Below are 13,708 nucleotides of genomic sequence, written 5' to 3' on the forward strand. Positions count from 1 at the left end.
TTTTCTTTTGGATTTTATGAAGTCGCCACTGAAAGAGAATGCCACTTGTAACCAAACTCGCAATCAGCCCAATCCAATAGCCATAAGGTCCCAAGTCCGTAGCCTGATCTAAAAACAAGCCCAGAGGCAAGGAAACGCCCCAGTAAGCTAACAAGCCCAGGTAAAATGGTGCTTGAGTGTCTTTGTAACCTCGCAAAATTCCCTGCAAAGGAGCCGCAAAAGTATCTGCCAGTTGGAAAAAGAGGCTGTATGTCATAAAAATAGAAGTCAGTCGGATAAAATCTGGATTAGAGCCATACAAGGCTGCAACTCTACCTCGGAAAATATAGAGGAAGCTCAGCGTAAAAATAGCAAAAATCAAGGCTGCAACTCGGCCTAATTTACAGTATTTTTTCACATCCTCGTACCTCTTAGCGCCCAGCTCATAAGAAACAATAATCGCCATAGCGGTGGAGATACTCATAGGAAAGGCATACATTAAGTTTGAAAAATTCATGGCCGCCTGATGGCTGGCAATGATTAAAGAGGAGAATTTTGCCATGACCAAGCCAACAACTGAGAAAATCACAACTTCTGCAAAGACTGTTCCCCCTATTGGCAGACCTAAGCGAAAACCTTCAGCTAATCCTGCTTTGTTCAGGGGACGAGTTTTCCAGAGCTCATATGCACGGACTTTGGGATGTTTGACTGCTAAAAGTAAGGAGATGAACAGTAAAGCCCAATAAGACAAAGAAGTTCCTAGTCCTGATCCAGCTCCGCCCATTTCTGGAAAGCCAAAAGCTCCGTAAATTAAGACATAATTAAAGATACCATTTAAGGGCAAAAGTAAGAGCATGAGATACATAGAAAGCTTTGTCAGCCCCAAAGCATCAAAAAGCGAGCGAATAACGCTAAAGAGCAAAAGTGGGATGATACCTAGCCCCAGATACCAAAGGTAATGCTTGGCTACTCCTTCTACCAAAGGCTCTAATCCAAGGCGAGCCAAAACCAGAGGAGCCCCCAGAAATACTAAAGTAAATAAAACAAGTGACAGCCCCAAAGAAAGATAGATAAACTGATAAAAATCTGAGGCAATTTTTCCTGCTTTCCCCTGTCCCAAATGATGTCCGATTATCGGCACTAAGGCAGACACAATTCCCGTCAGCAAGTCGAAAAATGGGATCCAAAGACTGGTTGCCATGGACACTCCAGCCAAATGCAACGTATTATACTGCCCAGTCATGGTGGTATCGACAAAAGATGCTGAAAAATTTGCCAGCTGATAAATCAGGATAGGAACAAAAATTGAGACAAACAAGCGCAGCCGCTGCTTTAAATGATAAGTCTGATACATGATAATTCCCCTTTTATTATCTACTTTAACTATACTACAAGCTGGCTGAATAGTCAAAAAAAGCTGGAAAATCCAGCTCTTTTCTTATTTATTTTTGCGATTTAAGATAGCGTTTAGGACAATGGCAATCAGACTGGCCATGACAATTCCATTTGAGAAGAACATCTGAAGACTGGTCGGTAAGCTGTTGAAAAGACTGCTACCATTGAGTCCGACACCTGCTGAGATAGAAATCGCTGCAATGAGGAAATTATGCTCACTGTGCTCAAAGTCAATACGCGCTAAGATTTGCATCCCCTGAACGGACACAAAACCAAACATGACCAGCATGGCACCACCAAGAACTGGACTTGGGATAATCTGCGCCAAGGCTCCAAATTTTGGCAAAAGGCCGAGGAGAATCAGGAAACCAGCGGCATAATAAATCGGCAACCGCGTCTTGATACCAGATAATTTAACCAAGCCAACATTCTGAGAAAAACCTGTGTAAGGGAAAGTATTGAAGATACCACCCAACAAGACCGCAAGTCCTTCTGCTCGATAGCCATTTCGTAAGCGGGTGCTGTCAATCTCATCTTTGGTAATGTCAGAAAGTGCCAAGTACACCCCTGTTGACTCTACTAAGGAAACTGTTGCGATGATACACATCATCACGATAGAAGAAAATTCAAACTTCGGCGCTCCGAAATAGAAAGGTGTTGGCACATGGATCAGCGGAGCCTGTGCGACTGGCGTCAGATCTACCAAGCCCATGGCCCCGGCAATGCCCGTTCCGACAATCAAACCAATCAAAATAGAGATGGATTTGATAAAACCTTTGGTGAAAATGTTAATCAATAGAATAATCAGTACCGTCACAGCTGCTAGAATCAGACTTTGGGCGGTTGGTTTGTCTACGTTATTTCCCATATTACCAATAGCTACTGGAATCAAGGTCAACCCAATAGTCGTAATGACCGAACCAGTCACAACCGAAGGAAATAGATTGGCGATTTTTGAGAAAATCCCTGCAATGGCAACAACATAAATCCCTGATGCAATCAAGGCACCAAACATGGCACCACTACCGTGACTCTGCCCAATGATAATCAAGGGAGCAACGGACTGGAAGGCCACGCCCAGCACGACTGGCAAACCGATACCAAAATATTTATTTAGCTGGAGCTGCAAAAGGGTTGCAATACCACACATGAAAATATCGGTCGAAATCAGATAGGTCAATTGCTCAGCCGAATAACCCAAAGCCCCAGCGATCATAATTGGCACCAGGATGGAGCCCGAATACATAGCCAACAAATGCTGCAAACCTAAAACGGCTGCCTGTGAATGTTTTTCTTCGTTGTAGTTCATCTTATAAGTCTGCCTCTCTAAATACAACTTTCCCATTTTCAAATCGGTCAATTCGAGCTAGAGAAAGAACTGTTTGTCCTTGCGCTTCTAGCAAGCTTCGACCATCTTGGAAGGATTTCTCAATTACGATTCCAATGGCTGCTACCTCAGCGCCCGCTTCTTCAATGATTTTAACCAGGCCTTTGGCGGCTTGACCATTTGCCAAAAAATCATCAATAATCAGAACCTTGTCTGTTGGCTCTAAAAACTTTCCAGCGATGGAGACAGTCGAAGTGACTTGCTTGGTAAAAGAATACACTTCTGCTGTTAAAATCCCTTCAGTCATGGTGATGTTCTTAGATTTTTTAGCAAAAATCATCGGAACACCCAAAGCTTCCGCCGTGTAGACAGCCGGTACAATCCCCGAAGCCTCAATCGTCACAACCTTAGTAATGCCTGCATTCCTGAAATGCTCAGCAAATACTTGCCCGATTTCTTTCATAAGCGAAAAATCAACCTGATGAGTCAGGAAAGAATCAACTTTGAGAATATTTTCTCCCAAAACGTTGCCGTCTTGCAGAATTCTCTCTTCTAATTTTTTCATATTTTCTCCTTTTTAATAGTCCCAATAAATCGAAAAAGGACCTGCCACAATAAGCAAGTCCTTTCTTTTAATGACAAATAGCCTGACACTGAAAGTACCAGAAAGTCATTAGACTCACTTATTGTTAGATGTTTGGCATCTTGTAGAGACCTTGCCCTAATCATTAGCAAGATAAATAAGTTTCTTATATATTCAATTAATGGGCATCGCCATTCCAGATGGAATTTTTGACGATGACATAGTCCACGCGAGTCAGGCTATGCAAATCGCGACCACCCGCATAGGAAATCGAGCTCTGCAAATCCTGCTCCATTTCAGTTAATGTGTCTTGCAAGTGTCCCTTAGCCGGCAGCAAAATCTTCTTGCCTTCGACATTTTTATAAGCACCTTTTTGATACTCGGATGCAGAACCATAGTATTCTTTAAACTTATCACCATCTACTTCAATGGTTTCACCTGGGCTTTCAATGTGTCCGGCAAAGAGCGAACCAATCATGACCATGCTGGCTCCGAAGCGGATCGATTTGGCAATATCGCCATGTGTCCGAATTCCTCCGTCCGCAATAATAGGCTTGCGGGCAACCTTTGAACACCAACGAAGCGCAGACAACTGCCAGCCGCCTGTACCAAATCCTGTCTTGACTTTGGTAATGCAGACCTTGCCTGGGCCAATGCCGACTTTAGTCGCATCTGCGCCAGCATTTTCCAGCTCCCGCACAGCTTCTGGAGTCCCAACGTTCCCAGCAATGACAAAGGTCTCTGGTAATTCTTTTTTGATGTGCTGAATCATTTGAATCACACTGTCTGAGTGCCCATGCGCAATATCAATCGTAATATATTCTGGCGCGTCATCTTTGAGGCTGCTAACGAAGTCATATTCATAGTCTTTCACACCGACTGAAATAGAAGCAATCAGGCCTTGCTCATGCATTCGCTTAACGAATGGTTTGCGACCTTCCTCATCGAAACGGTGCATGATGTAGAAATAGCCTCCTCGAGCAAGCTCTTCAGCGACAGATTCGTCAATAATCGTCTGCATATTGGACGGTACGACCGGCATCCGAAACCTATGTTTACCGAATTTCACACTGGTGTCAGCTTCCGAACGGCTTTTCACAATACATTTCGCTGGGATTAGTTGAATATCTTCATAGTCAAAAACCTGAAAATCATTGAGCATGGAAAACTCCTTATCAATACTTAAAAATGACCTACCTATGCTAATCAGCATCGCTATATCTATCCAGACATTTCCAGAAAAAGTATATCACAAGGTACAGGTTTTGTAAAATATTTTAGCTTGATTAGATAATAATGTTCGGAAATTAAGAAAAAACACGGGTGCCCGTGTTTTAATTTTTCTTATCTGTATCTGACTTGGAGTCTTCTGCTCCTCCATCGACTGCCTTTTTAAACTCTGAAAACATTTTTCCAATCGACTGCCCCAACTCTGGCAGACGTTTTGGTCCAAAAATAAGCAAGGCTCCTAGAACAATAACGATAAGGCCCGGTAGTCCGATGTCTTTTAAAATTCCCATTACGATGTTCTCCTTTTCTCAATCATTTTACTCAGTAGGATACTGACTTCATACAGCAAAATCAGCGGGACTGTCATTGACAAGTCACTGATAAAATCAGCCGGCGTCAAGATTACTGCTAATACCAATAAAACGAAATAAGCATAGCGTCTATATTTTATCAAAAATTGTGGTTTGAGCAAACCGATTGATGTGAGAAAGGCCACAATGACAGGCAATTCAAACAAGCAAGCAATCGGAATGGTCGTGTGAAATAGAAAGGACAGATAGTTCTGCGCTGTCATCTGGACGGCAAATAAACCATCTCCTAAAGAGAGCAAAACTTGTAAAATAGCTGGGCTGACAAAGTAAAAACCAAAGGCTAAACCCAAGACAAAGCTGAAAAATGTGGCTGGTATGTAAGCAAAAATCGCCTTAGCCTCACTATTTCTAAGAGCAGGGCGGATAAATTCCCAAATCTGATAGACCATAAAAGGCAGGGTCAGTGAGAAAGCCACAAGACTAGCCAGGCTAATATAAATCCAAAGAATGTCGTCCGGTCCCAATACAATCAGCTTCTGCTCAAAAGAAGCGGTCAACCATTTGTAAATATCCGCTGCAAAAAGCAGACTGACCAGAAAAATCAAACCGAACCAGATTAAAACAGCTATAAAACGCCATCTAAATTCCGTCAAGTGCTCAACAATTGTCTGTTCCTTATTAGACATCTGCTCGCTCCTTTTACCGATTTCTAAAGGTCACATAAAGGACAACGACAAGAAAGATGGCTTGACTTAGAAGCACTTCTAGACTCGGATAAATTCCCAGCCAATCAATGGTTGGAAGATGAGACAGCAAGTGACTAGGAAAAATGGCTGTTAATTGCAAGGCATGAATGCTGACACCCAACATCTTAAAGGCCAAGGCATAGATCAACCAGGTCAGACCAAAGAAAATCCGATGAGGCCGAATGAAACTGCTGGCCTTGGTCATTAGAATTGCGAGCAAGACTAAAACCAAAATAGCAAGTCCCAGTCCTAAAAAGAAGTCCAGAGCAGTAATTCGTGGTAAAATGCCTGCATAGAACAAGATGGTCTCCGCCCCCTCACGGAAAACAGCGAGGAAGCTCAGGGCAAACATGGAAATAAAACTACCACTGGCTGTCACTGCCTGCATCTGGCTCTCCATGAAGTCATTCCACTTCTTGACAGAGGACTTACTGTGGAGCCAAATGCCGACCAAAATCATCATAACAACCGCAAAAATCCCCACTGCCCCCTCAATGATTTCACGATTAGAGCCAGAGGCAACGGCTGGAAAAAGAGTTTGCAGCAAAATAGCAATGACCGCACTGGCTAGTACGCCCAAGCCAGCACCAGTATAGACCCATTTGAGGCCTTTTTTCATCTTGGAGGCCTTAAGCGTCGTGACAAGTGCCATCACAATCAAGAGAGCCTCAACGCCCTCGCGCAACAAAATCAGCATGGCATCAAAGAAAGTATAAGCTCCGCTAGTATCAATCTGCTCTAGCTCACTAATCAAGGATTCTAGCTGGTCTTGATAGTCCTTATCCTTGCCCTTCACCATGATGACTGGCGACTGACTTTCTACTTTGGTATAAAGGGAAGGATTCTTAGTGCTAACATCTCCTTCAACGCTTGGCCAAATCGTGATAAATTTCTTCATGGCAGCCTTGCCCTGCTTTTCGTCCCCCTTTTGGAAAGCAAGCAGAGCCTTTTTTAGCAGGCCAATACCATCTGCCAGCGTAAGATTTTCACTGCTAGCTGTCGCTTCTTCTCCCTTGACAAAGCTATCAATCGCCGTCCTCAGGTCATCATAGGAAGTTTGAATGGCTTCAAAATCCGTCGGCTCTGTCTCAATGGCACTCCGTAAAAAGGAAATGGCCGCCTCCACCCTGCCATAGTGAGCTGTGCTATGATCCCGCACCACACCTTCATTGGCGGTCCAAGTCGAATTCATTTTTTTATAGGCTTCACGAATCTTTTCAAGATCCTTGTCCTCAATCGCTCCCTGAAGAGCTTGAAACTTTGATTCTAGTCTATTGACCAGCTTGTTTTTTCCGCCTCAAGATCAACGGGATTCTGCTCCTTTTCAAAAGCTAAAAGAGCAGCTGAAACCTTAGTCAGCTTGTCCTCTGTTACATCGCCCGAGATAGTCAATGCCTTGCTGACTTCTTTCCCTGCAACTGAGTCATGATTGCTTAAAGTTGCAAATTCAGTCTGGATTTCCTCTAGCAATTGTTTGGCACTGGCTTGGTCACCCTTTTGAACAGCGGTGCTAGCATCCGTAATCTTGATAAAGAGACTGCTATAAGAATCCTCAGCTGATACAGGATGAGCTAGGAGCAAGAGAGTCAGGAGCAAAAACAGGATCTTATTCAAATAATTTCTGACCAAGATATTCTCCTTTTTTGACACCGCCGAAGCAAGCAAACAAGCCACTGCCCACATGGGTGACATATTCATTCATCTTATCCTGTGCTCCAAGATTGGTCTGGACTTTGATAAAACTGTCGGGATCCTTTTGGAAAGAGATAAAAAGGAGGCCTGTATCAAATTGACCCGTTGTTTCGTCAATACCATCTGAATAAGAATAGGAACGGCGATAGAGAGGCTTGTCCACTTCTTTGGCCAGCCGCACATGTGCATCAACTGGAAGCAAGTCCAAGTCTACCTCATCAAATTCATTCTTCTTACCAAAGGGCGCTCCACTCTCTTTGTAGCGACCAAAGGTATTTTCCTGCTCTTGCAAATTGGTCCGATCCCAAGTCTCAAGGAACATCTGGATTCGGCGGACAGCCATATAAGAGCCCCCCTTCAACCAGTCCTTGCTGTCGCACCAAACCACCTTGTCAAAATCTTTCTCCTTGGTGACATTGGCCGTGCCGTCTTTAAAACCAAATAGATTGCGGGGAGTAGACAAACGATCGCCAATGGCAGCAAAGCCAGCCTGACTCCATTTCATGGTAACAGCATTTCGCGCTTTACGAACCAAATTGCGAACGGCATGAAAAGCCACCTGCTCATCATCCGCGCAAGCTTGAATAACAATGTCACCGCCAGTATATTTCTCTTTTAGTTGTTCCTTAGGGAAAGGAGGCATATCGCGAAATTCCTTGGGCTTTTTATCCTCCAAGCCCATTTTTTTCAGGAAAGAGGCGGAGACGCCAAAGGTCAAGGTCAGTCGATAAGGGTTGAGGCCGACCGTTTCTCCAGTATCCGTAGGAGGCAAGAGAGCATTGGCGCCGTCTTTCTTGACTAGATCCCCATTGACCAACTTTTCACTGTAAGCAGTCCAGTCCTTGAACATCTGGATAATGGACTCCCTATCCGTCGTATGCAAATCCAGAATAACAAAATAAATATTCTTCTGCATAGCCGTCGTGATACCAGCTTGATGCTCACCATAAAAATTGATTTCTTCCTCACCGTCAGCAAATTTCTTGTCTTCCTTCGCTTGATTAGCGAAAAAAGCAGATGCACTGGAGACACCAAGTGCTAAGCCTGCGCCTCCAATCCCTGCTTTTTTAAGAAATTCCCGACGATCCATTTTTTTATTAAACCATTTTTCGTCCTTGGTCATCTTCTTACTTCCCATCTAGGATGATTCCCATTTGCGAGAGAGGTTCGCCCAATTTTGTAACAGCTTCTCCTAGCTCTTTGGTATCTTCCTTACTCAATTCGGTATAAAGTTTATAATTCTCAGAGTCCGTCATCTGCTTGTCTAGCAGACTATTGACATTCTTAAACTCAGTTTCTATACTTTTTACCAGTTTTTCATCTTTCTTCGCAATCAAAGGTTTAAAGAGTTCAAAAATCTTTTCTGCCCCTTGGATATTGGCACGGAAATCATATAGATCCGTATGGGAAAAGATTTCTTCTTCACCAGTAATCTTGCTGGTCGCCACTTCGTTGAGCAGGTCAACTGCACCAGTCAGCATGATGTCTGGCGTAACCTCAACAGTCGCAATTTTAGCCTTTAATTCTTTAATGTCATTGACCAGCTGGTCTGCATATTTCTCTGTCCCCGCCGTTGTGTTAGTTTCCCACAGAATTTTTTCAATTCGGTGGAAGCCTGACCAGCCTTCTTCGGTCTTGTTTTCATCCAGATAGTCAGCTAAGCGGAAGTCGATTTTCACATCAGACTCTCCGAAGCTCTCAGCAATCGGCTCTGAACGCTCGTAGCTCATGCGAATCAGCGGATACATTTTCTTGGCTTCGTCAAGCTTGCCTTCTTTGAGCGTATCTCTGAATTTCTCCGTATCCGTCAGTAATTGGTCGATTTCTTTCTGTACAAAAGCCTTATACTCTGTTGTTGCCTTATCCAAAGCTTTCTGGTCAGAAGCCGAAAGGCTCGTTTTAGCTTCCGAACTGCTGGCACTTGTAGTTGAGTTTTGATTGGCAGCACAGCCAGTCAGTAAAACAGCTGTTGAAAATAGGACAATTCCAAGTTTTTTCATCTTGACTCCTTTATTTTCCCTCAAGGGGGCGAATTCTTACAAATTATAACAATTTTTTTCTCATATTTCAACAAATTGTCAGATAATTATAATAAAACTCTTTTTTCTGAGTCAAGAAACAAGTATTTCAAAGCAAGATATCTTTAATTTTGCCAATTTCAGTTTTTTTAACAACCAGATAAATAGTATCTCCTAGGTAGAGACGAGTGGCTCCGTTGACCGTCTGGGTCTTGCCCTTATGGATATTCATGGTAATTAAAACGCCGTGTGGCAGCTCCAATTCATGCACTTGTCGCCCTGCGATTTTTTCTGAAACAGGAATTTCAATCAGGGTTGTCTCACCGTCATCTTCAATTCGATGAGGCAGCATTTTTTCAAGCATGGCTTCATAGACAGGCGCTCCCTTTAGCAGATCCATGGCAATATAGGCCATCAGAGTGACCAAGCCCAGTGGCATAAGGTTACGGATATCTCCAACCATCTCCGTCACGAGAATCATAGCTGTTAGTGGAGCCTTAGAAATAGCACCAAAATACCCGCTCATTCCCAAGATGATAAAGATTGGAAATTGTTCCTGAGAAATAAAGCCAGCCTGCACACAAAGCGCGCCGATTGCTGCGCCCAATAGAGATCCCAAGGCTAGAATTGGCAGAAAAATACCACCTGGTAGACCACTACCATAACTTATCATACTCCATACAAAACGAAGCAAGAAAAAGATAAGCAGGGTTCCGACTGTATAATGAGCACTCGTCAGAGACAGAATCAGCTGATTGCCACCCCCCAGCAAATGAGGAAGAAAATAACCAATCGGAACGATCAAGACAAAGGCAAAAATCGAATAATAATTTTTCGGCAACCTAAAAAATTTTCCCAGAGCTTCATAAACCACATGAATATTAAGAACTGCTTTTTCATAGAGAAAGCCAGCCAAGCCCAGAAATAAGCCCATTAAAATATAAATCCAGTACTGCTCCAAGCCCATGAATGGAATATTATCTGGCATATCCAAAACAGGAGTCAAGCCAAACATAGACAGCGAAATGAAATTTGCCACCAAACTTGCAGCCAAAGTTGAGACCCAAAAAACTCGAGAAAAATGATGGTAAACTTCCTCAACCACAAAGAGCAAACCTGCAATCGGTGCATTAAAAGCCGCGGCCAGACCCGCAGCTGCACCGCTGGCAATCAAGGCACGTTCTTCCAATGGACTCAACTTCAGCCACTTTGAAATACCTTTTCCGCTCATAGCACCCAGTTGAATACTTGGTCCCTCTCGTCCCAGCATCAAACCACTGGAAATCGCCAACGTACCAACCAAGAATTTTTTCCAGAGAATGCTCCACCAAGAAAGTGACATCAAGCCTTTTAGCTCAGCCTCAACCTGCGGAATCCCCGAACCTTTTATATCCCTTTCCGTACGTACTAATCTAGCATTTATGAAGACAATAAAAGCATACAAGAAAAGCAGTGCCATCAGCCAACCCCACTCGCTCCTGCCCTTTACATAAGCCGCCTGAACCAAGTGAAAACTTTTCTCAATCAAAAAACGAAATGCTCCCACTACTAATCCCGCAAAAATGCCCACCAGAATCCCCCTGGACACTTGGAAAATAATGGAGCTGGACATAAAATTAAATTCTTTTTTCGTATCAGAAATTTGTTCTTTTTGTTTTATCATCATTTCTCTCCCAAAGACCTTATAGCAACATTTTAGCACAAAATATAGCCCAGAAACAAGGTAATATCTATTATAGTTTTTCTTTCATCTCTTAAACTTTACAGACCAGCTATCAAAAACACGACCTTGAAGGTCGTGTTGCGTTTATACTGACAAGTCTTCCTGATCGATTTTCTGAGCTGTTCGGTAGGCTTGGCAAAAGATAAAGACAGCTACAGCAGTCATGGCTGGCGTGATGATCGGAATATCTGTTTCGATAGCAGTCAGCGGTGAATTCCAAAGGAAATGGAGAACGAAAGCTGATAGAAAGTAAAATAGCCCAGCTTTAAAGTAGGTCTTTTGCGTCTTGGTAAATCGGAACATCAGGGCTAATCCGATAGTGGTCAAAGCAGTGTAGAGCCAGTGAGAAGCTACCCCACCAGTGATACGGCCTAAGATACCAGAAATAGTAAAGGAAAATCCTTCAGGCAGATCAGAGAGAATATATGAGAAATCTTCACTGATTTGGAAGCCTATACCAGCTGTAATTCCTAGCAGTAAAAAGGCTTTAAGTTTCTTGACTGGCACTAGATAGACAGCGAAAGCAACTGCCAAAAGCTTAAGCGGTTCTTCAACCAGCGGAGCTGCGATGGCATTTTCTAAGTCACTGAGCAAAGTGTTTGGGAAGCTCGTGCTGATCCACTCGTGGATATAAGTGTTGGCCAAGCCAGAGGTCCAGCCAGAGATAAAGAGGCCACCTAGCAGAGCAACTCCTAAGCTAAGTGCAGGTGTCTGCCATTTTTTACCCAAATTGCGAATCAAGAACAAGGCAGGGATGATATAGATCAAAGCTAAGAGAGCAGATAGTCCAACAATCCCATAACCAGTACCCGACATACTGCCAGTGGTATAAGCTTGTGTCTCATATTCCAAGCCAACCGCAGTCAGAAGGAGAAAAAGGAAAAGAATACTATTTTTCTTCATACAACAACTTTCTAAAATTTTATTTTCATCTTAGTATAACAGAAAAATCGTAAAGATAGCTAATTGAAATACTAATTAGAACGCTGCTGCTGATCTATCTTCGTTCTGGAGACTTAAAGTGTTTATCGCTTATGTTGAAGTGGAAGAGAAAATGAAGCAAGTCAATTTCCGGTGCTCAAAAAATCAAGATGACACTAGAAAAAGAAGGACTAATTCTATATTCTCGTCGCATCATGGTATCATGATAAAATTTGGATTGATTGCTCTCTATCAAAAAGCATAATTCATGTTACTTCATCTGGGGCACAGAGATTTTGGAAAAAGAAAAGACAAAGCAACCGAAAAGGCTACTTTGTCTTCGATTTTGAACCCCCTCATCGGGACTTTTCGAGAATTATTTTTCAGCTGTCAGTGCAGCCATTGTGATGTAGTTGTATGGTTTGTTGAAGTGTGGCAAGAAGAAGATATCTGTCAAAGCCAACTTATCAATGGTTACATGTTCTTGAATCGCCAGTGAGAACATGTGGATTCCCATACCGATTGCAGGATCATGAGATACCATTTGCGCACCAAGGATTTCACGGCTGTTTTTATCAAAGACAATCTTGATTGCTACTTCGTGGTTGTCATGTTTCATAAATTCTGGTTTTTGAAGGTCGTTAAAGCCAGTTTCAGTTGCGTTGTAGCCTGCTGCTTTTGCTTTTTCAAGAGTCAAACCAGTTGAAACCATGTGAAGGCCGTAGATAGAGATACCGTTTGATCCTTGCACACCGATTCCTTCAAGTTCATGACCACAAGCGTTGTAAGCACCAACGATACCAGTACGAACAGCGTTTGAAGCAAGAGCGATATAGCTTGTGTCTTTACGAGCGTTATCATAAACTGTCGCACAGTCACCTACTGCATAGACACCTGGGATAGATGTTTCTTGTTTCTTATCTACAAGGAAGGCACCGTTGCGGAAGAGTTCAATCTTACCATCAGCAAGAGCTGTGTTTGGACGGAAACCAACTGCAAGAACGACCATATCCACATCAAATGTTTCTTTGTCTGTTACCAAGCGTTCAACTTTGCCGTCACCTTGGATAGCTTTTACAGTTTGGCCAAGAGCCAAGCGGATGTTGTGGTCTTCCAAGTTCTTAGCCATCAATTGAGTGAAGTCCTTGTCATAGTAGCCATTCAAAACAGTATCTACGATATCAACAAGTACAACTTCTTTTCCAAGACGTTCAAAGGCTTCAGCAAGCTCAACACCGATGTAACCACCACCAACAACAGCGATACGCTCAAGGTGTTTGCTCTTGTCAGCAAGTTTGTTGATCACTTCTTCAGCATTTTGGTACAACTTAACAAATTGAACATTTTCAAGAGTTGTCTTGAATTCGCGGTTGCCTTCGACAATTTCAACACCTTCGATTGGTGGCAAGATTGGAGTAGATCCAGTCGCAAAGATCAATTTGTCATAAGACTCTTTATGTTCTTGTCCTTCTACTTCTGCTGTAACAACCTTGTTGTCATAGTCGATTGAAAGAACTGGTGAATTCATGTAAATTCTAGCACCTTTTTCTTCCAATTTTTCTTTGTTCGAGTAGAATAAGCCTTCAGGTCCGTCGATTTGTTCACCGATCCAAAGCGCCATTCCACATCCTAGGAATGAGATGTTTGAGTTTTGGTCAAATACAACGATTTCATTTTCATGACCAAAGTTGTCCAACATAGTGTTGATACACGCAGTACCAGCGTGGTTAGCACCCACTACAACGATTTTACTCATAGAAATATTTCCTACCTTTTTCTAAAT

Annotated in this window: 11 protein-coding genes, 1 pseudogene and 1 riboswitch; all 12 genes and pseudogenes read right to left on the reverse strand. The window is 42.9% G+C overall.

The window, feature by feature from the left end; all coding sequences use genetic code 11:
* A partial coding sequence (locus STRDD04_RS00050) for an MATE family efflux transporter (RefSeq protein WP_062198276.1) occupies nucleotides 1-1,333 on the reverse strand: 1,333 nt, incomplete at its 3' end.
* An 84-nt stretch (nucleotides 1,334-1,417) separates the two neighbouring features.
* Nucleotides 1,418-2,683 carry a nucleobase:cation symporter-2 family protein gene (locus tag STRDD04_RS00055; protein ID WP_062198278.1) on the reverse strand — a complete coding sequence of 422 codons (1,266 nt, stop codon included), beginning with the start codon at nucleotides 2,681-2,683 and terminating at the stop codon, nucleotides 1,418-1,420.
* Nucleotide 2,684: 1 nt separating this feature from the next.
* The gene (locus STRDD04_RS00060; RefSeq protein ID WP_062198279.1) at nucleotides 2,685-3,266 is read right to left on the reverse strand and encodes a xanthine phosphoribosyltransferase; all 582 of its coding nucleotides are present in this window, start codon (nucleotides 3,264-3,266) and stop codon (nucleotides 2,685-2,687) included.
* Between the two features lie 101 nt (nucleotides 3,267-3,367).
* Nucleotides 3,368-3,465: riboswitch (purine riboswitch) on the reverse strand.
* On the reverse strand, nucleotides 3,463-4,446 hold the full coding sequence (gene guaC, locus STRDD04_RS00065; RefSeq protein WP_061423003.1) for a GMP reductase: 984 nt from the start codon (nucleotides 4,444-4,446) through the stop codon (nucleotides 3,463-3,465). Its footprint overlaps the riboswitch before it by 3 nt.
* Nucleotides 4,447-4,618: 172 nt before the next feature.
* Nucleotides 4,619-4,804 carry a twin-arginine translocase TatA/TatE family subunit gene (locus tag STRDD04_RS00070; protein WP_062198281.1) on the reverse strand — a complete coding sequence of 62 codons (186 nt, stop codon included), beginning with the start codon at nucleotides 4,802-4,804 and terminating at the stop codon, nucleotides 4,619-4,621.
* On the reverse strand, nucleotides 4,804-5,511 hold the full coding sequence (gene tatC, locus STRDD04_RS00075) for a twin-arginine translocase subunit TatC (protein ID WP_062198283.1): 708 nt from the start codon (nucleotides 5,509-5,511) through the stop codon (nucleotides 4,804-4,806). The genes STRDD04_RS00070 and tatC overlap by 1 nt, the downstream gene beginning before the upstream one ends.
* 13 nt (nucleotides 5,512-5,524) lie before the next feature.
* Nucleotides 5,525-7,200: pseudogene (locus STRDD04_RS00080) on the reverse strand (FTR1 family iron permease).
* Nucleotides 7,178-8,386 (reverse strand): iron uptake transporter deferrochelatase/peroxidase subunit, encoded by a 1,209-nt coding sequence (gene efeB / locus STRDD04_RS00085; protein ID WP_062199172.1) that lies wholly within the window; start codon nucleotides 8,384-8,386, stop codon nucleotides 7,178-7,180. The pseudogene STRDD04_RS00080 and the gene efeB overlap by 23 nt, the downstream one beginning before the upstream one ends.
* Nucleotides 8,387-8,390: 4 nt before the next feature.
* Complete coding sequence (efeO, locus tag STRDD04_RS00090; protein ID WP_062198285.1) at nucleotides 8,391-9,263, reverse strand: iron uptake system protein EfeO; 873 nt, start codon at nucleotides 9,261-9,263, stop codon at nucleotides 8,391-8,393.
* 127 nt (nucleotides 9,264-9,390) lie between these two features.
* Complete coding sequence (locus STRDD04_RS00095) at nucleotides 9,391-10,944, reverse strand: ClC family H(+)/Cl(-) exchange transporter (RefSeq protein ID WP_062198287.1); 1,554 nt, start codon at nucleotides 10,942-10,944, stop codon at nucleotides 9,391-9,393.
* Between the two features lie 144 nt (nucleotides 10,945-11,088).
* Nucleotides 11,089-11,907, reverse strand: coding sequence for a PrsW family intramembrane metalloprotease (locus STRDD04_RS00100; RefSeq protein WP_062198289.1), 819 nt, complete (start codon nucleotides 11,905-11,907; stop codon nucleotides 11,089-11,091).
* Nucleotides 11,908-12,301: 394 nt separating this feature from the next.
* The gene (gene nox / locus STRDD04_RS00105; protein WP_062198291.1) at nucleotides 12,302-13,681 is read right to left on the reverse strand and encodes a H2O-forming NADH oxidase; all 1,380 of its coding nucleotides are present in this window, start codon (nucleotides 13,679-13,681) and stop codon (nucleotides 12,302-12,304) included.
* Nucleotides 13,682-13,708 lie beyond the last annotated feature (27 nt).

This window comes from Streptococcus sp. DD04 (genome assembly GCF_001578725.1).
GTDB classification, from domain to species: domain Bacteria; phylum Bacillota; class Bacilli; order Lactobacillales; family Streptococcaceae; genus Streptococcus; species Streptococcus sinensis.